Raw genomic sequence first — 25750 nt, 5'->3', positions numbered from 1 at the left:
TTTGGAATCGGTAGCTTTATCTTTGCTATAACGGAAGGTGCGTATGGCATGGCCCATTGGTTTAGTGGGCATGGTGCTACCATCATTATAGCCTATATTGTTTTTCTTGCTTTGAGCTATGTAATATGTCTAATTACCAACGTATATCAACTTACAAAAAACATCGAAGACCTCAACCGAAATCGAGATGGCCTTAAAAATCAACATGAGATAGATGTTAAGGATAAAAAGGCACTGAAACAGAGAATTTCTTTTCAAGAATCAGTTCTTAATCTGATAATGAATTCTCTATCTGAGCAACAAGCAAAAGACATTAATCAAAAATTGATGTTAATGAAGGAGATTAAGGAAATTGAAGAAACAAATGAAAATAGCGAAGATAATTAGTACTAAGCAAATTGTTGTCAATTCAGGTAAGGATGATGGTCTAAAAGTTGGAGATAGATTAGAAATTATTGACAAATTTGGGACTGAACCGGTAATAGATCCGGATACTGGAGAAAACCTTGGGACGTTAGACGTAAGCAAAGGCATTGTTTATGTTTCTAAGGTATATCCAAAAATGGCAATTGCTGACGCACCAAGTCACCATGTCGATTCTACCTTATCAGCCAATTTTTCTCCAAAGCAACAGTTGTCAGGTATCCTTCGCAGTGCAAGTAGCATCTATGGTTTTGATGAGCAAGACGATTTAAATGTTGACCCCAATCAAATTACCGGTGATCTGCCTACTGATGATATGAAACCAATACGAGTCGGTGACATTGTAATAAAACGCCCTAAATATGATTATTAATAGCAATAGGAGACAATTATGGAACTATGTAGGATTAAGAATTTAGATACCGGTTTGTATCTTTGCAAATCGGCCGATGTTTCAAATGAATCTAGCAAAAAACACGCCCTTATCTACTGGTATGATACCGCCAAGAAACTTGTTGAGTCGTCAAACATGATTATGCAAGCTATTTATAACGTGAAAAATAACGGCAAAAAATTTCCTGGATTTAAGATTGAACCAGCCAGTCTTGATAGTTTTTACTCACTAGATGAATGGAAACAAATTATTGCTCAATACGCACGACGCAAGGGTATCAGCAAAGAACTAGCTACTAAGGAATTCATTTGGCAACAAATTGATTTTTGGGATTCTTGGGCAGTTTGCAATCCATTTGAGGATCATGACCTACCACATATCTTATCGGCACAAGAAAGATTATTGTAGATAAAAAAGCCCACCGACAGTGGCAGCTGTCAGTGGACCAAATGTTGATATAAAACCAGACACGTTTAATCAACAAACTACGCAGAGGCGTAGTACATCCTGCTATGCTCTAAAAAGCTATAGGAGGCGTGCTCTTTCATTCTAACACATAGGAGGTATAAATTACTATGGCACAATTTGTTAAACGTGGCAGTGGCTGGGAAGCCCGCCTGCGTCCTTATGACCGCAATGGCAAACGTCATAACATGTCTAAAGGCGGTTTTAAGACTAAGGCTGCTGCCCGTATCTGGGCAACCGAAGTTAACGAAAAATTTCATAAAGGTGTTGATCTATCGCAAGACATTACCCTGCTACATTACTACCATAGTTGGGTTGAGGAATACAAAAAGCCTAAACTTTCCCATATTACCTTAAACCGCTATAAAATCATCGAGAAATTTCTTGATAGGTACTTCTGTAATGTTGAACTTAAAGACATTACTCGAAGTCAGTATCAGCACTTTATCAATGAGTTTGGCAGCGACCATGCGCCAGAAACGGTCAAGAAAACTAATTCCATCATCCGCGCATGCGTTCAATCGGCTATCTTAGATGGCTATATTTATCGCGACTTCACCCAGAGAGTTACCCTGACAGCCAATCGCAATCGTATTTTAAAAGTTGAGTACTTAAACCTCAAAGAGATTAAACGACTGCTAGGAGCTGCTACAAGCCGCTTAGACCCTCGATACACTTCCCGTTACATGATCATTGCAGCGATCTATACTGGTGCCCGTCTATCTGAATTACAAGCTTTAACCTGGAAAGACATCAACTTCCTGAAACACACCATTACAATCAATAAATCATGGGACGCTACGGAATATACTTTTAAGCCGGCTAAGACACAATCAAGCAATCGGACCATCATTATTAACGATCAGCTTTTGACATACCTGCGACAGTTACGCGCTAAAAATAACTCGACAATGGTTTTTCAAAATATCTTTGGCACCATCCCCACTAGTAACGGTGTCAATAAGACCCTGCGTAACCTGTTAGCTAGCCTTAATATCAGTAAAAAGAATTTCCACTTTCACAGTCTTAGGCACAGCCATGTGGCTCTACTGGTTGATCAAGGCATCGATGCTTATGACATTAGTAAGCGACTTGGTCACAGTAGTATTTCAATCACCCTCGATGTTTATGGGGATATGTTCGACGAATATAAGGAAAAACGGGACAAACAAATTGTGGCGGCGCTGAATACCCTGTGATGACGGGCAGAATCGCGTGTCCTATTTGTGGCCCATTTGTGGCCCAAATTGAAATTTTCTGGGTTTTTCTTGGTTTTTGCTCACTTTTAGTAAGTCTATATAAAATGCCGATAAACGTTGATATATCAACGTTCATAGCACTTTTTCAATAACAACAAAAAAGAGGAAATCTTCTCAGATTTCCTCGCTAATGCCCCAAACAGGCGTTTAAAAAGTACGCTCGAGCGCTGATATCATGGGATATTGTCAACTCTTTGTGGCCTATTTGTGGCCCAAATTATAAAAACTGAAAAGGGCTAAGAAAAACTGTAAAAGTAATTACCAGCCATTGCGAAAAGCTTCGATCATCTTAATAAAGCTATCCCATATCTTGCACATTTGAAAATGTGGTGTATTCTGACAAGTTTTTACGTACTTCTCACAAGCGTGACCAGATAACCCCAAACTGTTAGCTTCTTGATGATACTTTGCAGTTAGCTTAGGACAAATCAACTGACTAATGTTTTTCATCCATATCACTTCCAATAATAGTATAACAAAAAAGACCCGACCAGCACGAAGCTGATCGGGTTGTCTATATGTTATAAGCAAATTGTTTGTCCAACATAAATCATATTGGGATTAGATAATCCATTCTTTTGAGCCAATGCTTGCCAGGTTGTGCCATGTGCTGACGCGATACCAGACAATGTGTCACCGCTCTTGACCGTGTAAACGGACGAAGAACCACCTAAGATAATCTTCTGCCCAACATAAATGACGTTCGGATTGCTGATGTTGTTGGCTTGAACCAGTGCCGAGACAGTCGTGCCAAACTTAGCAGCAATACCACTCAAGGTGTCGCCAGCTTGAACATAGTACGTGTTCTGCGGTGATGCTTGACCAGTTACCTTGAGGACTTGGCCTGGGAAAATCCTGTTTGGATCACCAATGCCGTTGATGGCGGCCAGTGTCTGATAAGTAGTACCAAACTTATCCGCAATTCCAGATAGTGTATCACCTGGTTGGACAGTGTACGTACCAGTTGCCGGATGGCCAACGTGTTGTACTGGTTGTGGTTTTGGTACTTCTACAGTTGGTACTGTGCCACCCGCGCCTGTCGAAGTGAAAGCGCCCGTAAAGTCATAGCTGGTATCAATTCCCATAATGCCGTGATCGGTGAACTGCCAAGCGGCCGCGTTGTCGATACCAAGACTAGTGACACCATAGCCGGCTACCCACTTTGGACGATTGCCAAAGCCTTGAGAATTAAGGATACCACCTGTAAAGAACGACTTCATGGAGTAAACGCCAGTACGTTTGTAACCCAGCGCTTCAGCTTCTTGAAGGAAGGCCAGCGTAGCTGCTTGATAGTCAGCAGCACTGTGAACTTCTGCGTCAGAAATCATCAGAGTGGTGTCATCCATGCCCATTTGACGGGCCACTTTAACGAAAAACCGTGCTTCGTTCTGTGCATCCGGTACCGAAGTGTACCGGGCAAAGTGGTAGCAAGATACCGGAAGCCCGACTGCCAGGGCGTTGCGGATCTGAGCCGCCGCCTTCGGGTTGACGTAGTTAGAGCCGTCTTCTGACCCTTCAGTCAGCTTGACGACGACGCCTTCAGCTCCTTGATTTTTAGCGGCTTGAAAAAACTCCTTAGTGTCTTCCTGGTAGCTTGATACATCAATAAATTGCTTACGCATTCTTATCACCTTTCTTTGGATCAATCGCAACTGCTTTTCCAGCTGGAGTAATAACAGCTTCCTTGCCTTCATAAGGATAAGGCACCAAATGTTGAGTGCTGTTAGGTGTCAGTGGTGACTTCTCATAAGCCGCTTGGACAGCCGCTTCAATCGCCTTGACATCGACAGTCGTGAACCCCTGCTTAGTCAGTGCGTCTTGCACAATCGCCGTTGCCGCAGTGAACTTTTGATCGCCTGTCTTATCCGCACTGACCAGTGAAGCTACTGCCGTATCAGCAACCTGATCCATGAAGGACCACAGTTGCTTAGCATGAGCAGTCTTCGCCGTCAGCGCCTTGTTGTGAACGTACGTGTGAACCGCCCGAATAACAAAAATAATGACCGCTGACACAACGGCAGTCATCACGTATTCCGGAATTGCATTAATGATGTTTGTTGTCATACTCGTCGTCCTCCAATCTCTTAATACGTTTTTCGTGGTCTTTCAGTGTAAAGTCATGACGCATGAACTTCTCGTGGCCTTCATTGAGCCGTTTATCGACCTTTGCGTCATGCTGGTTCTTCACTTCCATGTTGTGGTTAAGTATCTTTAATTGAGTGTTGGTTTCACCTAAGAAATCTTTCTTAATCTTCTTTGCCAGCCAAGTAACGACAATCACAATCGTAGTTAGAATTGCAAAAATTGAGGCCCATTCGTCCCAACCAAGACTAAAGAGGGTGTGTCGTGTAATTAACCAATTCCAATTCATTCGATCACCTCTTTTAGCGCCCGCCCATAAGAAAAGCCCACGAGAGTTCCCGTGAGCTTATTCATTATGTATTGTGCATTTCTATGGCGAGCACGTCTTACTTAGGCCGCCACGTAGTCCTTGCCGGTGATCTGCTTGTACTGGTCAGCGGTGATTGCACCGCCCTTAACGTAGTCTTCGATGCCCATACCCCATGAGTAAATTGTCTTTACAAAATCAAAATCGTTTTGAACCATGATTAGTTACCTCCATTTTCTTTGTTGCTTGCCATTTGTTGCTTACCGATGAAATTAATCATCTGCTTTACCTGTTTGATATCAGCCGTGTTGGCATCAATCTTCCCACTTTGCGTCATCTGGGTCTTACCGAGCAGATTAATCATCTGTTGTTCAGCAGAAGGACCCTGCGGTTGCACGTTAATCTTTGGCCGCAGTTTTTGCTGGGCGGCCTGATAAGCGGCTAGTTCTTCATCCGTCAGCGGTTGCCAATTACCAGCAACCCGCTTGACCAAACGGTTTAAGAGCCGTGCGCCGTTGCCACCAGCGGTTGTTGGGTCGTCAAAAGTTTGGTTGGATTGAAGCTGATAGTCGTCAGGAACGACATCCCAGAAGTTAAGTAGGCCGTCAGCATCCCAGCCGAATACTCGTTTGCTCATTTAAATTCTCCTCCTATTTTAATTATGAAAAATCATGGTTCCGTGATAAGCAAATGACCACTTATCAGTGCCATATAGAAAAGCTCGAATTGTTCCATCTGAATCAATTTGAGAGTTAACTGTAACCAGGCGCCAAGCTTTTGTGTCAGCGTTCATCGCATTTTCGTCATTAAGACCGGTAAGATTGTCAACTTTTGAAAATCCTTTGACAGCACTTGCTGGCAATTTGGCGAAGTCAATCCATTTACTTGCTGGCTGAGTTTGGTCAACCATAATGGCATAGTTAACGATCAAAAAGTTTTCTGCCTTAATCACAATAGCCCAAGCGTCACTTGCACCATTAAGCAATAAGATTTTTGAGTGATCATAGATTTCATATGACAAATTCGGTTCCAAATTATTTAGAACAAAATCTTTTACACTTTGAAAATTGCCATTTGTTTTGCTATCACTGTTCAGTTCACCATGATTAATAATTTGTAACACAAGTTCCTTGTTGTTTGCCATGAGACGTTCTCCTTTCATGCAAAAGGGACAGCCTCATAGCTGTCCCCTATTAGTTTGTTTCGTAATCGAAATTAAGCGTGGTAGAACCAGCAGGAATATCGACCTTATCGCGGCCGCTAACGTTAGTCCAAACCTTTAATGTTCCGTCCGCTAATACTTCAAATGTCCAAGCGTCACTCATAGGCACGAAAGTATTAATTGCTGGTGCAAGGCTTTGCGGTAGCCGACCGACGGTTAATCCGTTATTACTCTGACCATCTTTTGGTGCCTTAATAATGACAGAACTTGCCATTATGTGGACTCGTTTTTTTCCTGACAGTTGATAATACTCAACCTTACAGTCGTGGCTGGTAACACCGTTCATCCAGATTATACTGTCACTAACAACAGTGGGTATGATACCCCCCCCATTTGCGGTACTACGTGCGTCTAGTTCATCAAGATTATTATTATAGATTTCGTCCCATTGCAGGTATGAATGTGGAATATGTTTAAGAGTTGCCATAGTTATATTGTTCTCCTTTCAAGTGCAAAGGGGAGCAGCGCATGACTACTCCCCCGCAAAATACATCACATCAAGGTTATAACCTTTTGTATCGGAATTATTAATAGTAGTATTGTGCCAAATATATGCGACAGTACCATCACTGCCTAAGAACACTTGCTCATCATATTTGATATTCGTTGTCGCTAAAGCAACTGGCGTCAGACTTCGTGCAATGATCCCGATTTGCGGCATCCAAGTTTTACGAATATCACTCGGAATGGTAAGACCATTGACAGACAAGAATACCAGTTTCCCACCATTAAACGGGATATAGTAAGCATCATTACTTTCGCACGTTACTCCATTAGTCAATACAAGCGGGTTATCAACGTGGGTTACTGTCCCCCCCCGAACGCTTGTGCGACTACGTTAACCAGAAGATTCCACTTTTGATCCCATTGGAGCTCGCTATGTTCCATCAATAACTTTTTTAAATCCATCGTTCATCTTCCTTTCTTATTTTCCTGCTGCTGGAGTAGTAGCAGATGTCTTTTCGTCAGTAAACTTGGTTTTGAAGGTGCTGTCGACATCGAACTTAACGACCTTTGCACCCTTGAATTCGACTTCTAGCGTATAAATGCCAGAGTAGATGTAGGCAAAGGCTCCACCAAAGGTAGCGTCTGGGTCCGTCATGTCGAAGTCCTGCATAAAGCCGGTAATGTTTTCTGGCGAAACATAAATCTCAATCTCCGTTGGCTCGTTCCGAACGGCCCGGACGTTGACGTCATAAACCGCCGAACCACCAGCCGGCGTTGTCCCCGCGCCACCCAGACCAGCACCATACTTACCGATGTAAGCATGAACTGACGGATACATGTCCGGGAAGCCGTCCGGTCCCGTGCCCAGTTCCAGGTGAGCAACACCAATCATCACTGGACAACCGGCATACTTACTCAGCATTGGCAGAGTGACCACGTTGTTAGCCTTGACCTGCGCCGCAATATCGGTAATTCGATCTTGCAGACGAGTAATGATTTCTTGCAGACTGTCAAAGTCCTTGCCGTACTTGGACACCAGTTCTTGCAGCTTAGCGTCCCAATCAGCCTTGAACTTATCGAGGTCGCCGCCAGCATTCTTAACGATGGTTTCAAGCTGACTATATAAGTCGTTGAATGGCGTGATGTAGTCACTCGGAATTAATCCGGAAATAACCTTATCGGCCATGACATCCATGCTAAATTCCAGTGTGGCCACCGATTGTCCATTCTTCATTAAACGGAAAAAGATTTGTTTATATGATCCAGCGACTGCGAAAGCTTGGGCTGGGAAATCATAACGAAATTCTCCGCCTGTTGCATCCAGCATAGTCGCACTCTTTGAATCAAAGATCCGATGCTTTCCGTCAGGTAGCACACCCTCAAGAACCGGGTTAATACCTGTTAAATCCATCGGGATAAAAGGATCGCTCTTGCTACCATCCCCGGTTAAGATCTTAACGATTGCTTGACGCATTCCCGAATCATACTGGCGAGCCTCAATCCATTGGTATTTGTTGTCAGCCCAATCGATATTGAAGACATCACTATCTAGTGTTCCTTGAATACCGCGTCGGTCATGATTGATATGAAATGTTAACTGTTCCATTAGCTAATTACCTCCTTTCTACGAAGTACATCTTCAACTGCATTCTCTAAAGCTAACTGATCAATCCCAGCTGATGATATGTGATTGATTCTTGATTCCAGAGCTTTGAACTTATCATCAATCGAATTTTCGCCATCGTCTGAATTACCTCGATTGGAATTCTTTTCAATTATCAAAAAGTTTTCGACGAGTTGGTTCCAAAACTTATCATCTAGATCATCGGATAGATCAGTAGTATGTAATTTCACTTAAATCGCCTCGCTATCCTTGTAGCCAATCGCCACCAGTGGTTGTGACGACTTCCCACGGGAACCACCGGTCACCGTTGCCATTACGCTTATAAGTCATGGGCCGTTGACTATCTATGACCATCACTGTTTGACGGGCAAAACCGCCATATGAGTAGGTCAACACCAGCGCAGTATTACCATCTTGAGCATCAGATGCCAGTTGCGAACGGTTAATGCCCATGACTGACATTGACTTTATTTCACGATAAAAGCCCTCCGAGTATTCGGAAGGCTTTTTGTTTGTGTTTTGTGAAGTTGAATCAATGACAATCGTCGCATCTTGGCCAGGAGGTCCTTGCGGTCCACGATCACCTTTGTCTCCCTTTGGCCCCTGTGGCCCTGGGGTTCCTTGTGGACCTGGATCACCCTTTTGTCCTGGTAGTCCCTGTGGACCACGTGGACCTACTGGACCATCAGCGCCTGTCTTGCCTTGAGGACCAATTGGGCCAGGCTCCCCTTGTGGTCCTTGAGGGCCTGCGTCACCTTTGGGACCAGCTGGCCCGGTTTCACCAACATCACCCTTCGGTCCTGCGGGTCCTGGTGCACCGCCTTTGCCAGGTGGTCCCTGTGGTCCGGGCGTTAACTCAATCTTTTTTAAATCATCCTGTGTCACTAAATTGGCTACACTTGGCAAGTCGATATTGGCTTTAATATGGTCCCAGATATGTTGATAATCTCTTTTACCAAATAGAAAGTCGCCTTTTGGATCCAGCTTTGGTATCTTATTGATTCCGTCTGGTGAAGCCACTAGCATCTTCCCACCGCTAAGTGATGTGGTAGAAAAATCAAAGTCGACAAATGCTCCGGTTTTGAGTGGATAATCACCATCAGGATCAGTTACAGTACTTGGTGTTTCTTGTTGCTCAATAAGATGTCCAGTTAGATCAACATCTTTATCTAACTTGTCTTGATACTGGCCAAGCCCTGTTGAACAGTTAAATTGCCAGACATCTGCCTGGCTAGGTGCCTGGTCAACATCCCAATCAGCGATCCACCGGTAGACATTATTACTGGTTAACTCTTTGTTGCTAAAAAGACTGTACTTACTCAGTGAGCAGTACAATCCCGTGCGGTAGCCAGCTTGAAGCCAATTACGATAAAAACCGCGAAAAATACCAGGCCAACTACCAGTGATCTTCCCTTCTATGTCTAGGAAATAATAAGCATTGGTAAATAGACCTAAGTCATGAGCGTTCTTGATTGACCAGGAAACTTCACCATCTACGCCTTCGTAATAGTGATAACCATGTACGAACAGACCAGCCTGTTTAGCTCTAGTGAGGTGACTAGCAGCATTCTTATCCTGCGTGGTCCCATGACCTAGCCGGACAATCACTGCCTTAACACCATTGTTTTTCAAATCTTCAAAATCAATGGTTCTTGGTTGGTATTCAGAAACATCAACCACGTTGGCTTGTGTCATACTGCTGCACCTCACTTTCTGTCCACGTCTCACGACCAGAATTGGTAGCTTCATTGACAACTACTTGTTCACGTTGACGAGCACTCCCAGCGTTAGACGTGGTTGAGTTATCGAAGTCTAGGATGTTCTTAGCATTGGAGTTATAGCTGATCGTGGTTTGTGTGCTGTTCGATCTTGGATACCAGGTAAATCCAACTAGATTGACTGTGGTGATCCAATTCTTGGGCAGTACAGCGACACGGACCACATCTCCGGCAATCGGCCGTGCGACTGGCTGAGGAGTTGGCTGATCTTTTGGATCCAGGGTGGCCTCAATCGATAAGTCCGGGTTGGGCTTAAATTGTGTCTCTGCATAAGACTTCATCGCTTCTTTGTCTTGGATTGTGTCAGAAGTGATGTCATCTCCGTCGAAGGGACCCCAACGCTTTATGCTGTCATCATCTTGATACCAGAATGGCGGAAAGTAGTACAGTTCCTTGCTGTCAGTAGTGGTGGCATCAGTTCCATCATCTCCACCATCACCAACTACCTTAGCCATATCATCGTTACGTTCCCACCATGACGGTGGATACCAGCTAATTGGTTCTTCCTTACATACTTCGCCCAGCTGAGGTTCAAAAATCATGTTTGAGCCATCTAAAGCTAAAGTGATGTGATAGCTACTTCCGTGAGAACCGTAGAATCCCATGTCACCCGTTTGTGGTGAACTGACCTCATGACCATAGGCTTCCATCGAAACTGTGTAGGCTGGGATATTAATCCCAAAGTCCTTGTAGACTTGACTCACAAAGGATGAGCAATCCATCCCTGACATCGGGTTACCACCACGAGCACCACCAGCACCGCCCCAAACATATGGAACACCGAGATACTTACGAGCGTCTGCTTGAACTGCGGCAGCACCTTTACCTGCAGCGCCATTGGGTAAACCAGTATCCGTAGAGGTATCCTGCGTATACGTCGCGCCAACTAAACGCGCGCCATTAATCATGTTCGTGCTGTCGTAAGTTAGCGAGATTTCGGAAGTGTCGTGCAAGTAATCAATACGATGTCCATGATTCTGATAAAAAGCTTCGTTGGTATAAAACCGCAGATTCAAATTATCTGGGAAAAATACCGTGCCGGGCCAATACTCAAGGATGTGATCAATCATATCCTTGTATGACATTGAGGTATATGGATTAGTGACGTTGACTGCTTGGAAGTTACCGATGATCTGATAAGTGACCCCATAAGAGTTGTTTGTTGAAATCCACTTCAACAATGCATCAGGTGTGACAGATATTTGCTGATCACTATTATCATCGTTTGGAACGGTTGTTGATGGATTACCACTCCCGCCGCTATGCTCTATATCTCCCCAGTCAATATCGTCGCTATAGACTCTAAATCGAGATAGCTCATTAGAAATATGCGTCAGACTAACCTGCACAGTCGTAATACCAGCTGAATAGTCCGACTGTAATTGCTTAATGACAAACCATTGACCTTCAATTTCAATCATATTCTGTACCTGCAGCAAATTAAAAGCTTCACTGCCGTCATCAAAGGCAGTAAAGCTGGCTTGGTAGTTTGAGTTAACTTCCCACTCAACGGACACAGAGTCGCTTAAAACAGACTGGAGCACTGCCAGCGTATCCTGTGACGAAGCCTTTAGCGGATTAAAAGCACCGCTCTTTGGTTTCAACACCTTAAGTGGGGTCGTAAGTGTCTTACTCATGACAGATAGATAAATGGAAAACTAAAAGTGACATCGAGATTATCTGCTCCAGTACACTCAATATCATTCCAGCCAGTGGCTAATTTGATATAGCCAAAGTCTGTTTTCCCATTAGCTTGTTGATCATCCAAGTAAGTCGTCAACAAACGTCCATCCCAAACAATCTTATGACTGTTATCAGAACTCTCGTTATAAGTCCATGTGGTATCAGTGGTCTTGTTGTGGACTTTTAGCGAACTACCCGTAAAACGGATAATCATCTGTAAGTCGTGGTTCTGATAATAAGGATCAACATCAATGTCAGAAGCGTTGTACACCTTGAACTGGTCAGTCATAAAGTGATAACCAGTATTCCCCGGATGCAGCGGTAAGTTCATCCCCATTTGCCAACCATTCTGTTTGAAGGTGTAAGGACTATCACTGCGGTACAAGCTGTAGCGATATCCGGAGGGCACTTCAAACGGAATTGTAAAGTTAGCAAAGGATGATCCGGCCTCAGTTGGTGCAATATCAAAAGGCGTCGCATATCCGAAGTAAACTTTGGCACTATTGGTATCGGTTCTGACCCTAGTCAACTGCCTTGTACCAAAGATCTTATAAATGTGGTGCTTAGCAAGTTGATAATCAGTCCAATTCCGAAATGACAACAAGAATCTTTCGTTGAAAGTCCGCTTAGCAAAAGTTCGTCCTATAAAAATAGACCCGTCTCGACCGGACGCGTCTTGATAAGCATTAGTAAACTGCGGAGATGATGATCCATCATCTAGCCCTAAATAGGATAAACCAGGAATCTTATCCGTGATATCGAATTCATCCCCGCTACTGATTTTGACTTTAAAAAATGGTTTCATGCATCCACCTCCTAGCTAAAAGCACGCATTGAGGCATCTAGTGCTTGGCGCTTGTAAAGGCGCTTTACATCTAAGCTGCCTTGATTCTTAATGGCTTGGACAGTTGCATTGCCACTGCCTAATAATTCAGATAGCAAACCAATCATGGTATCCATCTTCTTTTCAACGTTCTTTAGGTTGTCATTACCTGATCCTAAAGTACTAATGCGTGGATCGTCAGCTTTAAAGCGAGTCATCAACTGACCTAATAACTGGTAAGCACGATCGCGTCGCGTAATGTCAGTCGGAATAATGAATTCTGGCTTGTTGCGTTCGGCAATTTCATACAGACCATGAGTTGTAATTTCTCCACCATTGGCATACCCATGACCATTACCTAAAGCGGATAAACTTGGTCCATAACGATGTAAGGCATAGTTCAATCCAGCAAGAATATCATCAAAGCCGTTCCATAAGTTGCCATGCCCAGGTAGCTTGTACGCATTGAAAGTACCCATCTTAGTTTGCATTAGACCTAATGCAGGTCCTGAGCCGTCACCATCAGGGTCAGCACCTGGTTGACGAGCAAGAGGATTGCCACCTGATTCTGTCTTAATTTGTCTTAAAACCTTATCAACGAGACTCGAAGACAAATGCAACATAGCTAAAGCACGCCGGACATATGGACGCCAACGGGCAACCCCAGAACCGCCAGGATTAGCCATGACTTCCAATTGCTTTTTAACCCAGTTCACCATGTTCTTAGCAATAAATACAGGTACGTGTTGTACCAAATCAGTAGCAAACTGGACAGGTGTAGATACCTTAACAAATTTATTGAAAACAGACTCCATAAATTGGATTGGGTGTGCCAAGAACTTTTCTGTATTATCCAGGAAATTCTCAGCATCATCTTTAAGATTTCCAAAGAAGTTACCAACGGCATCCAACGTCCCATCAGCGTAATGAGGAATGATCCCCATCATTCGTGACAGCTGATAGCTTCGTTCCCCATCTAATACCGACGTACCAGCTGGTAAAGGAACCACCATATTCCGGACAGCCGGGAACATCCCCATCTTGCCGTTTGGCAGACGATAAAGTTCTCGGTAGTGACTGGTAGGTGCATCATTGACCTTTGCTAATCCGCCCGGATGAGTACCAGGAGTACCCACAGCATAGCTAGGCATTGGAACCGACCAGGTGCCACCAATCTTGGAAGCACCGACCTTTTCCAAAACCCAGTTGATACCTTTATGTAAGTCCTCCAGCATATCGTTAAACGGCTGAATGATTCCACGAACTAAGTCAACAAAGTGATCATGTATGGACTTCTTTGCATTAGCGACTGTATCGCCAATATTGCCCATCTTAGATTGCCAAGACTTAACCATATCGCCCAGCCGACCATCAGTGAGGTCGTTCAACCGGTTGTACATGTCTCGGAAGATCGCATGGTGATACCGACTCATATCACGAGATGTACGTTGTGTATCGCGAGATAAACGATCCCAATGACCAGTCATGACATCGTGCCAGGTTCGTGTACGATCTTGAAGGACCTTATATCCTGATTGGAATACTTGACGGTGGCGACGGAACATCTGTCGGGTTTGCTTTTGGGTCTGCCGGCTTAACCAGTCAAATTGGCGGCTAATCTTTTTACTACCTTGACCGCCCCAACGGGTCATCTGTTGCCAGATAGTCTTGCCATCACGACTAGCTTGTTTTGCCATGTTTTTCCCAGCGCGAGAAAGGGACTTTTGTAAAGAACGATTGTGTTTATCCCATTCCTTTTCCGACTGAATATGGCGCTTCTTAACGTTCTTTTGGAATCTATCAAATGTTTTGCCAAGTGAATTGAAAATTCTAGCGACGCTTTTACCAAAGCCAGTAATGAATTTAACAGCTTTACCAAAAGCGCCATTCAGTGTCTTGACTAAACCTTTTTTGATTCCATCAACCCATTTTCTGAAAGGCTTATCGTTGTCATAAAGCCATTGAAAAGCAGCAATCAAAGTACTAATGGCCGTCATGATTACTCCAAATGGATTACTCATAAAGGCCATTTTCAGCGTAGTACCAAGAGTCCTAGCGCTTTGTCCGATTTGAAGAAAAGCAATTTTGCTTTTAGAAGCAAACGATCTTGTTACTGATCCAATAACTTGTCCAGTTTCCACAAACGCATTCTTGGTGGTCCTAGCTGCCGATTTAGCTGCTGATCCAACTTTGCGAATGTTGGCTTGAGCCGAACGAGTTGCTGCAGTCGCAACAACTTTCACCTTCTTTGGCAATCTTTTGACTGCAGCGCCCACCTTGCGAACACCATTACGAGCGGCCGTAGTCGCTGCACCAATTTTCACCCTAACAAACTTGGTTACCTTCTTGATCGATGAACCTAGTTTTTGAATCCGCACTTTTGCTTGTTGCGTCATAGCAACGACTCGGGTTTTAGTGTCTTTTGGCAGAGATAATAAATCCTTGCCCAACACTTTAACGTGACGAGCCGCAGCTATTACGCTCCGGCGAAAAGCGTTCAGGTCATTAATCAGCTTAACGGTTTTCTTGATCGCAAAAAGGGCGATGAGGGCTTTAGTGATCCCCTCAATCGCCTTCTGATGTTTGGCAATGCCTTCCATTGCATCCCCAAAGACTTTTATTCCACTCTTAGCAGTCTTACTACCTTTACCAGCAAGATGAAATGCTTTAGCAATACCCAAAATAATGCCGGAGAACGTGTTCCACACGGTCTTCAGCATGATTTCGGCAATTTTCGTCAAAGAAATGGCTACTTCTGCCATTCCAGTGATATTTTGCTTAGTTAGAACCTTAGCTGCCCCGTCAGCAACATGTGCAACAGCCTGCGCAACGCCGTTTAAGGCATTCTGAATGTTTTTGTTAGACAAAACCTTGTCCAAACTTTGCAATCCTGCCGTTGCAACGTTCATCAACGGTCGTGCAATCGTCCGCTGAGTACTCTTCCATGTTTCACTTAGATGGTGCATTGCCCCATCATAAGTATTGTTAAAGTACTTAGCGTTTTTACCGTAGTCTTTTGACGCCTTAGCCAAAATGTCGTTGAACTGGCTACTAGTCATCTTCCCAGATTGAACTAGTTGGTCAAATGACTTCCGACTCATTCCACTGGCCCGCTGTAAGGCAGTTGAAAAACCAGGTGCAGCTCGTTCAATTCGTCCTAAGCTCTGTTGAGTAACCTTACCAGCCGATTCGACTCGGGTCAGTGTCCGACTAAAGCTCTCCGTCTGTTCAGATGACAAGTGGAGTGTATCAGTCAGTGATGCAACACCCTTAGTTAGCTTCATCGTCTGCGGAATTGAGTGACCTGTTAAGTCATAGAAGCGCATTTGCAACGCTGTAACTGAGTCAGCCGACATATTACTGTTAGCCTTCAGATCGGCCATTTCCTTAGTCAACCGTTGAACACCGTTGTTAGAAACCCCTAAGTTAGACCAACGAGCTTGAATTTCACGACCAGCTAATGCAACCTTGTACCCGGTTTTGATGATCCCGGTTAAGTGCGTTTGCAACGTCGTTAATGCACTAGTCGCAAGGTTGCTGAGAAAAGCCCCGGTGAAAATATCACGAATCCGGTGTCCATTGTCGACTACCTGTTTTTCCGCACGAGATACTCCGAAAAGATCACGATGGAATTTCGACCAGCCGGTGTTGCTCTGCATGGTGGACTCCATTGACTTGATCTGGTTTTTAGTTTCAGCAATTGATCGCGAAACTTTGTCCAGGTCAGTCTTCCGGCGCAAATAAATGTTGGACTGTTTGCCTTCAGAATCAGCAGCCTTCTCAGCTAGTTTTTGAGCAGCACTCTCTTGCTTTGACAGGTTTTGCAGTGACTCACGTAGACCAGCTAACTTAGCCTTCTGGGCTTCAGCACTGTGGCCTTGTGCTTCCAACTTCGCAACATTAGCGTCAATTGCCCGGTTATTGGTATAGTATTCGTTTCTCAGTTCCTTGAGTCCTGAAGAAACATACTCAAAACTGTGTTTAGCGCGTTCCTGTTGCTTAGACAGGCTGGCAACACTACGAGCTGTGGATCCAAGTTGACGGTCTAAGACCTTCATCTCATCAGTTTGGTCTTTAGTGACCACTGCCGATGATTCCATCTCAGACTTTAAAGCCCGGCGACGAGTCTGTAACTGTTCCAGCTTGAGCTTTTGAACATCTAGTGTGTCGGATAATCCTTTATACCGAACTTCAGCAGCTTTAACAACATCCCCGTTAGCCTTAGCAACTGCCTGTTCCGCCTTCCAACTGGAAGTCAGCTCTTTAAAGCCGTTCGTCAATCGAGTGACGTTGTCACTTGCTTGTGCAGAATCGACACTAATTTTGGTCGACATCAAGGCTTGAATGTCGTTTGAATTTGCCATGTGCTTACCTCCTTTCCTCAAAGATTCCCGGCAAGGTTACATACTTCGCAGTTTTGCGTGAGCTTCAGCACTAGACATTGGCCGATCATCACGACTGCGAGCAGACCGAACTTTAAGCAGTTCAACCATATCCTCATCTTCTATTTGAGACGGCAAAACCCCGCTGTTAAACAATAATTGCTGTTCAAAGTATTCGATGTCTTCCTGTTCTTGTTTGGTATCATCAATTGCCTGGAACAGGTCACCAACTATTTTTTTGGGTCTTGATTCTTTCGTTCTTGGCGGGTCCGTTTTTCATCAGCTTCGATTTGCTGATCTGAAGCACCCTTAACACGTTGGATCACATAACTGATGTAATCAGCAAGAGAATTGCTGTCAGTTAAGTGGCTTTCGACCACTTCCATCTGCTTATCGTTCAAGCGGAAAGTTTCCTGTAAAAACTTCATGCCATCGTCCATAAACTGATCTTCGCTTTCCAGAATGTCAGTAATGGCATCCACATAGTGATCGTCTGATGGCTTAATTGCATCTGCTTTAGTGAACAGAGCTTGCATTTTAAGCACCTTGATAAGCATCTTGTTAGCAAGCTTGTACTTCTTTACAGATGGCTTAACCGTGAAAGGTTTTTGAAAGCCCATTGCATTTGCTTTAATCTTCATTCGAAATCCCTCCAAAAAAATTAGAATCTAAACCGCTATATTAATTAGGAAACTGGGGTAGTATCCTGACCAGTCCCAGAAGTGTGTGACTGGTTAGTTGGATCATAAGTTGCGGCAGTCTTGCCGTGATTTGCAAACTGCTTGTTAGTATCTTTGTAACCACCAAAGACTTCACTCAGCATTGCATCATAAGTGAATCCGTCATCCCCTGATTGGAACTGCTTGTAAGCACGTTGTGTACCAGTATCTGGGTCGATAAATACATTATCGTCAATTGGATTCAAGGCTTGAATCGTCAGTGCAGCATTGTAGTCAACTTCGTTTTGATTATCAGTCCCGTGATTGTGAGCCGTTTCATCAACGCTAGAATTGGCAAAAGCATCAAAGACCATGTTGCCCCAGTAGTCTTCACTGGCAACCAGGACAGCCACATGTGGTCGAATCTTTCCCAGTACATAGCCACCTTTGCCATCTGAAACATAACCCTTGATCTTCTGAGCAATGTCAAATGGCATGTCCAGCATGGTCAATGCGAGCTGTGGCCGTTGCAGACCATAAGCAATCCGCTTCAGCTTGTTGTTAGCGTACTGATCAGCACCCGTAGCACCCAATTGAGTGATATTGGCGGTTGTAGCACCTTGCCCATCCCCATCGACGATCACAACCCCGTCAGCGGATAGGCCCTTATCCTTATCAGCAACTAGCTTGCCAGTATCGCCATCGATAATCCCAAAGGCGACGTAATCGATACCGGTAAAGCTAGCACCCATCTTTTTAGCCATAGTTTTTTCCTCCTTTTTCCAATAAAAAAAGACGACTAATCGGTCGCCTTTAAAAATTCAGTTTTGACAAAATAAATCGTTTTAGTCAGTTGATCCGTGTCGGGGTCAAAAGAATGTTCGCGTGAGATTGCTACTTCCCAACGATGGTTCTTAAACCAACGCTGCAAAGCAATCTCAGCTGATTGGATATCAAAATCCGCATCAGCTGCATAGTAGATCTGAACTTCAACCCCGATTTCCATCGTGTTAAAACGTCGATTAGCATAACCCGATGGTTGGTTCTGATACTCGTCAATCCGCATCACGGTCTGAGAAGTGTCATTGACAAACTCATCAGGAATAGACGTTGTAAAAATATGATCGTCAGCGATCCACGAAAAGTGGGCCGCTTTAATTAGATCAGCTGCTTGATTAACTGGAAGGTCCATTGTTACTTCCCTTCCTTCACTGACTTATGATAAACATCAGCCATCTTATGGAACATTGTATTGGCGTGATCTTCACGTGAATGCTCTACAAAGTGGTCGCCGTGCATCTTTTTAGTCCCATCATTTAGGAAACGGGCAATGCGACCATGATTGACACCCGTTGTCTGGGTGCCTTTAAAACCGACCGTTGAAGTTCCATCAACTAAACCGTCCAAAGTAGTATCGGTGTAATCAACAGAATCGGCCAGGTGCTTGACTCGTCCACGCAGACGTTTGGGCACTTGATGATTAGCATCGTAGTGCTTCGACCTAGTATCTTCGGCTAATCCCTTTGACAAGACCTGGGCACCAGCCCGTGTCATCTGACGCTTAGTTTCCTGATTAGGAACCAATCGCTTAACCTGCTTTAAAAAGGCGTTCACTTGGTCATCAAACTCAGCCATTGGCATTCCCCGTCCTTTCTAATTTCTGAAGTGACAGAAAATCATAGGTCTGGTAGTTGGCGGAATCATCAACCGAAATATTGATGATCTTATACAGCGTTCCCTGGTACTTAACCTTTAACTTGTCATGAACTGCTGGATTATGTTTGATGACCAGCGTAATGGAGTCCTGATACTGGGTACCAAATTGAGCAAACAGACGATTCAGCGTAGTTTTTTGCGGATAGACGTGAAGGGAGAACTTACGAATAAACTGTGGCACTTGCATGCCTGTGTGGCGATTAGTCGTGGACTTAACATCCCCAAATTCAGCAACCGAATTGAACAAGTATGGTTGATACTTAACTGTTCTTGGCATTGCCATCGTCTGATCCCTCCAATCCATACTCAGCTTGCAGGTGAACGACTAGCATTTGAAAACCCAGGCTCATTCCACTCTCAAGTGTTCGATCATAGAACAGCTGCGTGGTCATTGTTAGAACGGCCCGTTTAAATAATTCATCTTGTAGATACTTATCGGTATCGATCTTTGAGTTGACCGAATGCTTAACGATTTCAATGGACTGGACGACTAATGATTGAATGGTTTGTTTCGTAGTTCCCACATCATCTAAGTTAAGTTCGGCCATCGCTTCATTAACCAGGCTATCTATGGTGTTAATTTCTGCCAATCGTGTCACCTCCTCTCAGTTCTTGATGTTTACTTGCCAGATGCCGGTGCAGCTGGTTCGGATGCTGCCTTCTGGGTAGCAGTAGTTGTAGTAATCAGAGTAATCAGGTCCTTACGTGCTTGAACAACGTCTTCACGCAAGTAGATACCTAAAAGCTTGTACCAGATGTCATAGCTATCCTGGAACTGACCAGTAATTTCATTGTTCTGGAAGTTAATGATTGACTTTTGAAGTGGCGAAATAATGACGTTAGTGTCACCGGCCTTTGCAGATGGGAACAATAAGTCATCGACCACAACTGCTGTCTTGCCCAGGATCGACTTGCCAGTGGCCTTAGTAACATCTGGTTGAACTAGTGGACGACCTTCCTTATCGTTCATCTGATCCAGTTCATTAAAAGCTGACTGACTAAGTACGATCGTAGCAGCTGCTGAATCTTGTGGCTTCAGAGTAACGTTTAAGGTCGTCTTCATGTCCTTAATTAAATCGGTCGACTTCACAGCGTTCACGCCATTGGTCAATTGACCCATGATTAGTGAATCGTTTGTGTTGTCCTTCAGCTCTTGAAGCCGCTCACGCAGTTCTGACTCCCAGTTGTATGAGCTGTCAGAAATCAGATCTTGTGAGAAAGGATAGTTACCGGTGTAAGTTTTAAGATCCCAATTAATTGGAACAATCTTTGGTGCTTCGTGTCGTTGCGACGGAGTAAATTCAGTGTGCAGCGACAGCTTGTCGTCAGAAGTTTGGAATACTGGCAGCTTACCAGTAGTAGTCGAAACCTTAATCGTTCGTACTAATGATCCTAGACGTGGGAATTGGTGCTGCTCATGTTCTGGCGTCAGAATGGTTTCAGGAATAATTACTGAACCATCTGACAAACCGACACCAGTGGTATCCCGACGAATGCTATCTGCGACTTGGCCAGTCTTCAGAAAGTTAGCAAAGTCACGGACGACAGTGTTTTTCTTATCTTGATTCTTTGGCGTGATATCCATTTTGTTTACCTCTTTTTCTGTTGGATTTGCATCCCGTGATACTGGTTGCTTCTTCTTGCTATCATCTCCAGTGTCGCTGTCACCTGAATCAGTGTTAGCAGCTGGAGCTGGATTATCTGCAGGTTTTGCTGCAGGTGCAGGATTAGAAGTCGGGGCGGGTGCTGGATTTGTAGGCTTTTCAGCCGTTTGGTTTGCTGCAGGTTTTTCTTCTGGTGCTGGATCTGACGTATCATCATCCTTCTTAGGGTCATCGGCACGCTGAGCATTATCAGCTGGCTTTTGATCGTCAGAAGCATTACTGTTGCCGCCTTGACTACCTTGCTTTTCGCCTAACAGCTTTGTTAAAAAACTAAGAACTTCTTCTTTGCTCAACCCATCAGCTGGTTGAGTGGTTGAAGATTTATCGTTGTCGTTATTCATGTCTCTGAGTACCTCCTTATAGTCTCGTGACACTTGAACGCTGGTTTCGGTGTAGGCCGGAATCGACGTCAGTGAAATCTCAAATAGATGAGCAAACTGTGTAATCGTATGGATTACAGTGCCATCATCTTGTGTGTCCCAGTCATCACCATTTGGTGCGATATCTGCGCTGAACGACAATCCTTTCAAATTGCCGTTTGCGACGTTCTCATACACGTCATTACCCAGTGTGGTATCCGGAATTTGGGCAGAAAAAAACAGCCCTTTATCATCTACCTTGAGAGATAAAGTGCTGCTATCGACCCGCGCCAGAATGTTGTCATAGTCATGTGCATAAAGTAATTGAACTTCAGAAAAGTCAACATCTTTAAATGCATCTGGTTGGATATATTCCGTAAATGGTAATGGTTTGGAGGGTTCATTAAACATCACCGCATACCCACTGATTTGTCGACCACCTGATGAGGTGTCACGTGAGATAGTCAAATCATGAATTGAAAAGGTACGAATATCATGCGCCGTTTTCGTTTTGATCTTCGGCATTAGTATCACCTCCTTTCATTGAATTTTTCGCTTGTGCTTGGTTTAACTGATTAATGTCATCGTCCGTGACTGTCAGTCCAGGCATCACGTCACGAGCAATCATCATCCCCAGGGCTTGGCGTGGAGTTAGTACGCCATTCTTAACCAGGTTCTGGACGTTATCAACCAGTTGTTGACCATCCACATCGATCGTGTCAGCGATGTTGAGCTTAACTGGAGTTCCTAGTTTATAAGACAGTTCAGATTCCAATGGACGGATGTACATCGTCAAAGCATTCTGATAAATTGAGCGGATCATCTCAATACTGGACTGCTGATCCCCTTGCCCGTTCAAATAGCTATCTGGAATCCCAAATGCCTTCGCAATCTGGGTCTGTGAGAAGTTAGCATTTTGGAGGAGCTTGTCAATGTTAGGTGTCACATCAATCGTGGATAACTTAGCTCCCGCATCCATCACTAACAATTTACCGGCATTATCACCCGTATTGGCTTTTTCAAACTGCTCCCGAATCTTCTCTTTAGCCCCCGGTTCTGTCAAAGCAGATGGGGTCTCATAAAGACTGGTTGGTGCAATCGCGTGTTTCAGGCTAGCTAACATCAGTTTGTGGGATTGGTCTTGGATTCCTAGTTCTGGAACCAATGATTGTAAAGGGCTAATCCCCACGTACTGGTTGTCTGACATCCCCGGCGCAACTAACTTAAAATGCAGCATCTGAGCACTCATATAATCAACATTTTCGCGTTCATCGTTGTATTGAACGTGATAAATAATGTCCTTAGCGTCATTAGTGAGTTCCAGCGTCACGTTGTCGCTAGGCACTGGTTCTAATGCAGCAACTTGATGAGTCTTGGGATTTTGGTGCATGACCACATACGAATTACCGTACAGCAGCAACTGCACCATAATCTCTTGCCATCCGGCGTAAGGGTTCATCAGGTTAAAGGGATCTTTCAACAAGGATTCATATTGTGGCGCTGAAAAACTGCAGGCAGCGATGTCTGAACTGATCCGATTAATCACCGCAAAGACATCTGAGTTCTTCATGGCTTCCTGTGGATCAACCGATTGCGTGGTAATGATTTTGCCATTACCAACCACCATGAAATGACTAGTACTGCTGTTTAAATAGCGATTACGTTGAATAAAATGCAGTGGGTTCGGTAGATGCATTATTTATCACCTTGGTTCGCGTTATAACGGTCGATTGCTTTGGAAAGTCCAAGAAGAATTGAAACAGCAAAATAAATGACTACTATACCTAATACAATGCCGCCAACAATTGCCGACCATGCAAATAGCGCGCGCAGAATAAGGTACAGTCCCCAACCCACACCAGTAATACAGCTTAAAGTGATAATGATAATGCCTAAACTAAGTAAATAAGTCTTCATAGTCTTTGCCTCCTTAAAAGGTGAAGTGGTTCCAATAGTCTTCCAGCTGTTGCTTGGTCATTCCTGCAAAGGCATCCTTGCTGTCTTTATCCAGATTGATGTCATCGAAAGCGTATTGGGCCCGGAAAAAGGCATCAATCGTCGCGTCGACAATATCAATCTTCGCAGTACGTAGGTTCTTATCGACCTTGACCCCGTTATTATCCTGCAACAAGATGGCGTTCTTGAAAGAATACTGAATCAACGGATCATCAAGCCACTTGATCTGTTCTGAACCGATCGCACGGCGAAATTCAACCGTTGGTTGGTTCAGAGTCAATGTCCCCTGCCGCACTGGAATCGTTAACCAGTCGGTCTTTTGATCGATCCACAAGTTAACCCGTTCTTCGGAGTGCCAAGCGTCAAAGCAGAAGGCTTGAACCTTTAAATGATGTTTACCGACAAATGCCAGGATCCACTTAAAGACCACTTCATCATCGATATATCCGAAGCGATCTTTGGTGATGTCGGCAAAGCCTAAATCAGCAGCTTGTCGGTAGTTAACCCCATCCATCTTCTCTTTGACGGTCACGGAGTTCTGCGCATGAGCTAATGGCACCCAAGTATGCTGCATGACGAACCAACGGTGCTCATTCCCGTCGAGATACGGGAAGATGAAGGCAACCGCTGTATCATCGGCAAACTGCGACTTGTCAAAACCAATAAAGCAATCGCGCCCGTCGATATCAATTGGCGGCCGTTTAACCACCGCATTGTTGATATCATCCAGGTGTAAGTAGGTGTTCTGCTTAGTAGCCAGCCACATGTTGAGGTTCTTATTTTGAAACTCAGCTAGCGATCCGGAGTTCATCTTGGTGTCCCGTTCGGACAACATCGACTTAATCATCAGGTCGTGCTTTTTTGCGCTCAATGTCAGTAAAGGATTCGACTTCTCCCAGGTATCAGGCTGTTCCGTTTCTTTCACATCGTCTTGTTCCCAGACCATGCAAGCATAGGTATCAAGATCACGGTTGTTGTCTTGACGCATCGCCCGTTCCATCATCCGCTCGTCTTGGTAGAAGTAAGAGTTACTATCGGGATAAGCAGTGGAAATCTGGAATAGTTGGTGATTGGGAGTCTGAATCATCCCCGAAGTGACCTTACCAACGTTTTCTCTGATCTTCCCAATGGCAGCTGTTGACCCATGTGCCCCATTGGACCCCGATTCATCTAGGATCGCCGAAACGAAGTGCCGACTATCGAAATGCCCGGATTCATGAGACAACCGGAGAATGACGTTTTGCGATTTACGGGAAATCACGTTGTCGTTCAGGACTGCCACAGCATCCTGTTTGAACAGCTGCTTGAATCCTGGTTGCTCAGACAAGTAATTAAAGGTCGTCTTCACATAGGCAAAGCCCTTTTTAGCTTGCTGAGTAACTGGAGCAATGTAGGCCAAGTCCTGGTTGGTTTTACCCGCCGATTCGATGATGTAAGCAAAGGCCAAAATAATGTTAGAAAGATAAGTCTTCCCGTTGGTCCGCGCCACACTGACAATCACCCGGTCAAACCGTTTGTTGTCATCCTTGTTACGCCATCCCTGCATTGTGCAGAGAATTTTCTGTTGCCACAACATAAGCGGCAATGGATTACCCGTTGAGACATCAGGGACAAGGCGCGCAAAGTTCAAAATTACCCGACACTTGTCCAGATCGTAATGATAAGGGAAGTCTGGATCAGTCTCTGACCGCACCAAGTCCTGCAAATGGCGAAAGCTGTCTAGCTTCATCATATTCGATGATAGAAAGTCGCCTTCTAAGCATTTAATAGCGTAAACAGTAGCCGGGTCATTATAGGTATGAAAGATATGGTCATAGCTACCAGCGCTTTTCTCATGTCGGTAAGCCTTCACCACGTCAGCGGCAAGGTTACTGGAATCTGTAAAGTCATATTCTGCCATTACTTATCCCCCTTACCGTTTAACATTGCCGCAATCTGGGCCATTGGATCCCCTTCATCATCTGGTTTCGTCATATTTAGTAACGAAGCCCGCGACTCTGGTGTTAATCCCAATTCAGCAGATAGCTGTTTAATTTTTTGTGTTGAATCCGATAACGTATTGACCGCTGGATTCTTCCGAAAACCAACAAATTCCTTTTCACCCATCTCACCGGTTGGTGATACAGGGGTTTGATAGATGGCAGATTGGATCCCGTTCTCTTGAATGTCGGCATAAGCCATTCGTGCAAGCTCCATTTGAACGACTAACGCTTCCACAACGGAATGATCGGCTTGCTTGACGACCTGTGTATCTTGCAACAGGAGCCACAATTGACGATATAGCCGGGCACCAGTCTTGCTGAGATAACGCGGCGGTGTCTTTTGCAAGCCATCCCAACCGTCAGTCACCTTTTTTAGCTGCTTAGTCCGGTCGCGTTGATACTTTTTGGCTTTTCTGCTATCGGTAATCTTGTTTTTACGTCCCATCTTGTCACCCCCTTAACGCAAAATGGCCGAATCCGCTGAATTTCAGCGGTATTCAACCATTTTCAATTTTTATGGACCCC

Annotated in this window: 29 protein-coding genes; 4 read left to right on the top strand and 25 right to left on the bottom strand. The window is 44.4% G+C overall.

The features are described from left to right. Positions 1 to 48: 48 nt before the first annotated feature. The 4 genes from Q0E49_RS00350 (at position 49) to Q0E49_RS00335 (ending at position 2481) form a co-directional block, all read left to right on the top strand. Positions 49 to 387, top strand: coding sequence for a hypothetical protein (locus Q0E49_RS00350; protein ID WP_295745329.1), 339 nt, complete (start codon positions 49 to 51; stop codon positions 385 to 387). Further along, positions 353 to 796 carry a hypothetical protein gene (locus Q0E49_RS00345; RefSeq protein ID WP_295745327.1) on the top strand — a complete coding sequence of 148 codons (444 nt, stop codon included), beginning with the start codon at positions 353 to 355 and terminating at the stop codon, positions 794 to 796. Before Q0E49_RS00350 ends, Q0E49_RS00345 begins: the two co-directional genes overlap by 35 nt. A gap of 18 nt (positions 797 to 814) precedes the next feature. After that, a complete protein-coding gene (locus Q0E49_RS00340; RefSeq protein ID WP_295745324.1) occupies positions 815 to 1225 on the top strand; it encodes a hypothetical protein in 411 nt (136 codons plus the stop codon). A gap of 167 nt (positions 1226 to 1392) precedes the next feature. Continuing rightward, the gene (locus Q0E49_RS00335; protein ID WP_295745321.1) at positions 1393 to 2481 is read left to right on the top strand and encodes a tyrosine-type recombinase/integrase; all 1089 of its coding nucleotides are present in this window, start codon (positions 1393 to 1395) and stop codon (positions 2479 to 2481) included. Positions 2482 to 3062: 581 nt separating this feature from the next. Here Q0E49_RS00335 and Q0E49_RS00330 read toward each other — a convergent pair. From Q0E49_RS00330 to Q0E49_RS00210, 25 genes are all read right to left on the bottom strand, one after another. Beyond that, positions 3063 to 4163, bottom strand: coding sequence for a LysM peptidoglycan-binding domain-containing protein (locus Q0E49_RS00330; RefSeq protein ID WP_295745459.1), 1101 nt, complete (start codon positions 4161 to 4163; stop codon positions 3063 to 3065). Continuing rightward, complete coding sequence (locus Q0E49_RS00325) at positions 4156 to 4605, bottom strand: hypothetical protein (protein WP_295745457.1); 450 nt, start codon at positions 4603 to 4605, stop codon at positions 4156 to 4158. Before Q0E49_RS00325 ends, Q0E49_RS00330 begins: the two co-directional genes overlap by 8 nt. After that, positions 4586 to 4912, bottom strand: a complete 327-nt coding sequence (locus Q0E49_RS00320) for a hypothetical protein (RefSeq protein WP_295745454.1) — start codon at positions 4910 to 4912, stop codon at positions 4586 to 4588. Before Q0E49_RS00320 ends, Q0E49_RS00325 begins: the two co-directional genes overlap by 20 nt. Positions 4913 to 5013: 101 nt before the next feature. Further along, complete coding sequence (locus tag Q0E49_RS00315; protein WP_295745451.1) at positions 5014 to 5148, bottom strand: XkdX family protein; 135 nt, start codon at positions 5146 to 5148, stop codon at positions 5014 to 5016. A gap of 2 nt (positions 5149 to 5150) precedes the next feature. Next, a complete protein-coding gene (locus tag Q0E49_RS00310; protein ID WP_295745450.1) occupies positions 5151 to 5567 on the bottom strand; it encodes a hypothetical protein in 417 nt (138 codons plus the stop codon). Between the two features lie 18 nt (positions 5568 to 5585). Continuing rightward, positions 5586 to 6074 carry a hypothetical protein gene (locus tag Q0E49_RS00305; protein ID WP_295745447.1) on the bottom strand — a complete coding sequence of 163 codons (489 nt, stop codon included), beginning with the start codon at positions 6072 to 6074 and terminating at the stop codon, positions 5586 to 5588. A gap of 49 nt (positions 6075 to 6123) precedes the next feature. After that, complete coding sequence (locus Q0E49_RS00300) at positions 6124 to 6579, bottom strand: hypothetical protein (protein ID WP_295745444.1); 456 nt, start codon at positions 6577 to 6579, stop codon at positions 6124 to 6126. Between the two features lie 45 nt (positions 6580 to 6624). Further along, a complete protein-coding gene (locus Q0E49_RS00295) occupies positions 6625 to 6933 on the bottom strand; it encodes a hypothetical protein (RefSeq protein WP_295745440.1) in 309 nt (102 codons plus the stop codon). A 144-nt stretch (positions 6934 to 7077) separates the two neighbouring features. Next, positions 7078 to 8205: a phage baseplate upper protein gene (locus Q0E49_RS00290; RefSeq protein WP_295745437.1), complete on the bottom strand. Its 1128-nt coding sequence runs from the start codon at positions 8203 to 8205 to the stop codon at positions 7078 to 7080. Next, entirely contained in the window at positions 8205 to 8453 is a 249-nt protein-coding gene (locus Q0E49_RS00285) for a hypothetical protein (RefSeq protein ID WP_295745434.1), read from the bottom strand. Before Q0E49_RS00285 ends, Q0E49_RS00290 begins: the two co-directional genes overlap by 1 nt. A gap of 13 nt (positions 8454 to 8466) precedes the next feature. Next, positions 8467 to 9918 (bottom strand): GH25 family lysozyme, encoded by a 1452-nt coding sequence (locus Q0E49_RS00280; RefSeq protein WP_295745432.1) that lies wholly within the window; start codon positions 9916 to 9918, stop codon positions 8467 to 8469. Then, the gene (locus Q0E49_RS00275; RefSeq protein ID WP_295745430.1) at positions 9896 to 11638 is read right to left on the bottom strand and encodes a phage tail protein; all 1743 of its coding nucleotides are present in this window, start codon (positions 11636 to 11638) and stop codon (positions 9896 to 9898) included. Before Q0E49_RS00275 ends, Q0E49_RS00280 begins: the two co-directional genes overlap by 23 nt. Further along, a complete protein-coding gene (locus Q0E49_RS00270) occupies positions 11635 to 12489 on the bottom strand; it encodes a phage tail family protein (protein WP_295745427.1) in 855 nt (284 codons plus the stop codon). The genes Q0E49_RS00275 and Q0E49_RS00270 overlap by 4 nt, the downstream gene beginning before the upstream one ends. 11 nt (positions 12490 to 12500) lie before the next feature. After that, on the bottom strand, positions 12501 to 16871 hold the full coding sequence (locus Q0E49_RS00265) for a tape measure protein (RefSeq protein WP_295745425.1): 4371 nt from the start codon (positions 16869 to 16871) through the stop codon (positions 12501 to 12503). 248 nt (positions 16872 to 17119) lie between these two features. Further along, positions 17120 to 17530 carry a phage tail tube assembly chaperone gene (locus tag Q0E49_RS00260; protein ID WP_295745422.1) on the bottom strand — a complete coding sequence of 137 codons (411 nt, stop codon included), beginning with the start codon at positions 17528 to 17530 and terminating at the stop codon, positions 17120 to 17122. A 44-nt stretch (positions 17531 to 17574) separates the two neighbouring features. After that, the gene (locus Q0E49_RS00255; RefSeq protein WP_295745419.1) at positions 17575 to 18312 is read right to left on the bottom strand and encodes a phage tail protein; all 738 of its coding nucleotides are present in this window, start codon (positions 18310 to 18312) and stop codon (positions 17575 to 17577) included. 35 nt (positions 18313 to 18347) lie between these two features. Continuing rightward, positions 18348 to 18740, bottom strand: a complete 393-nt coding sequence (locus Q0E49_RS00250) for a DUF806 family protein (RefSeq protein WP_295745417.1) — start codon at positions 18738 to 18740, stop codon at positions 18348 to 18350. Positions 18741 to 18742: 2 nt separating this feature from the next. Continuing rightward, a complete protein-coding gene (locus Q0E49_RS00245; protein WP_295745415.1) occupies positions 18743 to 19183 on the bottom strand; it encodes an HK97-gp10 family putative phage morphogenesis protein in 441 nt (146 codons plus the stop codon). Then, on the bottom strand, positions 19176 to 19547 hold the full coding sequence (locus Q0E49_RS00240; RefSeq protein WP_295745413.1) for a phage head closure protein: 372 nt from the start codon (positions 19545 to 19547) through the stop codon (positions 19176 to 19178). The genes Q0E49_RS00245 and Q0E49_RS00240 overlap by 8 nt, the downstream gene beginning before the upstream one ends. Next, positions 19525 to 19854: a head-tail connector protein gene (locus Q0E49_RS00235; protein WP_295745410.1), complete on the bottom strand. Its 330-nt coding sequence runs from the start codon at positions 19852 to 19854 to the stop codon at positions 19525 to 19527. The genes Q0E49_RS00240 and Q0E49_RS00235 overlap by 23 nt, the downstream gene beginning before the upstream one ends. A gap of 29 nt (positions 19855 to 19883) precedes the next feature. Then, on the bottom strand, positions 19884 to 21812 hold the full coding sequence (locus tag Q0E49_RS00230; RefSeq protein WP_295745408.1) for a phage major capsid protein: 1929 nt from the start codon (positions 21810 to 21812) through the stop codon (positions 19884 to 19886). Further along, a complete protein-coding gene (locus tag Q0E49_RS00225; protein ID WP_295745405.1) occupies positions 21781 to 22983 on the bottom strand; it encodes a phage portal protein in 1203 nt (400 codons plus the stop codon). Before Q0E49_RS00225 ends, Q0E49_RS00230 begins: the two co-directional genes overlap by 32 nt. Next, positions 22983 to 23204: a hypothetical protein gene (locus Q0E49_RS00220; protein ID WP_295745400.1), complete on the bottom strand. Its 222-nt coding sequence runs from the start codon at positions 23202 to 23204 to the stop codon at positions 22983 to 22985. The genes Q0E49_RS00225 and Q0E49_RS00220 overlap by 1 nt, the downstream gene beginning before the upstream one ends. Positions 23205 to 23217: 13 nt before the next feature. After that, positions 23218 to 25143 carry a terminase TerL endonuclease subunit gene (locus Q0E49_RS00215; protein ID WP_295745397.1) on the bottom strand — a complete coding sequence of 642 codons (1926 nt, stop codon included), beginning with the start codon at positions 25141 to 25143 and terminating at the stop codon, positions 23218 to 23220. Next, positions 25143 to 25670 (bottom strand): phage terminase small subunit P27 family, encoded by a 528-nt coding sequence (locus Q0E49_RS00210; protein WP_295745395.1) that lies wholly within the window; start codon positions 25668 to 25670, stop codon positions 25143 to 25145. Before Q0E49_RS00210 ends, Q0E49_RS00215 begins: the two co-directional genes overlap by 1 nt. Positions 25671 to 25750: the final 80 nt, after the last annotated feature.

Origin of the sequence: uncultured Limosilactobacillus sp., from assembly GCF_934202235.1 — a bacterium.
GTDB lineage: Bacteria > Bacillota > Bacilli > Lactobacillales > Lactobacillaceae > Limosilactobacillus.
The sequence above is the reverse complement of the archived record's forward strand: the minus strand, read 5'-3'. Positions and strand labels throughout refer to the sequence as shown.

What these genes read in the sequence shown, in the direction of transcription:
- Q0E49_RS00260 (WP_295745422.1), bottom strand. Translation starts at nt 17,530, where the DNA reads ATGAAGATTAAAGCAAATGCAATGGGCTTTCAAAAACCTTTCACGGTT.
- Q0E49_RS00300 (WP_295745444.1), bottom strand. Translation starts at nt 6,579, where the DNA reads ATGGCAACTCTTAAACATATTCCACATTCATACCTGCAATGGGACGAA.
- Q0E49_RS00270 (WP_295745427.1), bottom strand. Translation starts at nt 12,489, where the DNA reads ATGAAACCATTTTTTAAAGTCAAAATCAGTAGCGGGGATGAATTCGAT.
- Q0E49_RS00230 (WP_295745408.1), bottom strand. Translation starts at nt 21,812, where the DNA reads ATGCCGAAGATCAAAACGAAAACGGCGCATGATATTCGTACCTTTTCA.
- Q0E49_RS00275 (WP_295745430.1), bottom strand. Translation starts at nt 11,638, where the DNA reads ATGAGTAAGACACTTACGACCCCACTTAAGGTGTTGAAACCAAAGAGC.
- Q0E49_RS00240 (WP_295745413.1), bottom strand. Translation starts at nt 19,547, where the DNA reads ATGGCAATGCCAAGAACAGTTAAGTATCAACCATACTTGTTCAATTCG.
- Q0E49_RS00225 (WP_295745405.1), bottom strand. Translation starts at nt 22,983, where the DNA reads ATGCATCTACCGAACCCACTGCATTTTATTCAACGTAATCGCTATTTA.
- Q0E49_RS00310 (WP_295745450.1), bottom strand. Translation starts at nt 5,567, where the DNA reads ATGAGCAAACGAGTATTCGGCTGGGATGCTGACGGCCTACTTAACTTC.
- Q0E49_RS00245 (WP_295745415.1), bottom strand. Translation starts at nt 19,183, where the DNA reads ATGGCTGAGTTTGATGACCAAGTGAACGCCTTTTTAAAGCAGGTTAAG.
- Q0E49_RS00220 (WP_295745400.1), bottom strand. Translation starts at nt 23,204, where the DNA reads ATGAAGACTTATTTACTTAGTTTAGGCATTATCATTATCACTTTAAGC.
- Q0E49_RS00305 (WP_295745447.1), bottom strand. Translation starts at nt 6,074, where the DNA reads ATGGCAAACAACAAGGAACTTGTGTTACAAATTATTAATCATGGTGAA.
- Q0E49_RS00335 (WP_295745321.1), top strand. Translation starts at nt 1,393, where the DNA reads ATGGCACAATTTGTTAAACGTGGCAGTGGCTGGGAAGCCCGCCTGCGT.
- Q0E49_RS00280 (WP_295745432.1), bottom strand. Translation starts at nt 9,918, where the DNA reads ATGACACAAGCCAACGTGGTTGATGTTTCTGAATACCAACCAAGAACC.
- Q0E49_RS00215 (WP_295745397.1), bottom strand. Translation starts at nt 25,143, where the DNA reads ATGGCAGAATATGACTTTACAGATTCCAGTAACCTTGCCGCTGACGTG.
- Q0E49_RS00330 (WP_295745459.1), bottom strand. Translation starts at nt 4,163, where the DNA reads ATGCGTAAGCAATTTATTGATGTATCAAGCTACCAGGAAGACACTAAG.
- Q0E49_RS00290 (WP_295745437.1), bottom strand. Translation starts at nt 8,205, where the DNA reads ATGGAACAGTTAACATTTCATATCAATCATGACCGACGCGGTATTCAA.
- Q0E49_RS00350 (WP_295745329.1), top strand. Translation starts at nt 49, where the DNA reads ATGGCCCATTGGTTTAGTGGGCATGGTGCTACCATCATTATAGCCTAT.
- Q0E49_RS00210 (WP_295745395.1), bottom strand. Translation starts at nt 25,670, where the DNA reads ATGGGACGTAAAAACAAGATTACCGATAGCAGAAAAGCCAAAAAGTAT.
- Q0E49_RS00265 (WP_295745425.1), bottom strand. Translation starts at nt 16,871, where the DNA reads ATGGCAAATTCAAACGACATTCAAGCCTTGATGTCGACCAAAATTAGT.
- Q0E49_RS00340 (WP_295745324.1), top strand. Translation starts at nt 815, where the DNA reads ATGGAACTATGTAGGATTAAGAATTTAGATACCGGTTTGTATCTTTGC.
- Q0E49_RS00325 (WP_295745457.1), bottom strand. Translation starts at nt 4,605, where the DNA reads ATGACAACAAACATCATTAATGCAATTCCGGAATACGTGATGACTGCC.
- Q0E49_RS00315 (WP_295745451.1), bottom strand. Translation starts at nt 5,148, where the DNA reads ATGGTTCAAAACGATTTTGATTTTGTAAAGACAATTTACTCATGGGGT.
- Q0E49_RS00320 (WP_295745454.1), bottom strand. Translation starts at nt 4,912, where the DNA reads ATGAATTGGAATTGGTTAATTACACGACACACCCTCTTTAGTCTTGGT.
- Q0E49_RS00255 (WP_295745419.1), bottom strand. Translation starts at nt 18,312, where the DNA reads ATGGCTAAAAAGATGGGTGCTAGCTTTACCGGTATCGATTACGTCGCC.
- Q0E49_RS00250 (WP_295745417.1), bottom strand. Translation starts at nt 18,740, where the DNA reads ATGGACCTTCCAGTTAATCAAGCAGCTGATCTAATTAAAGCGGCCCAC.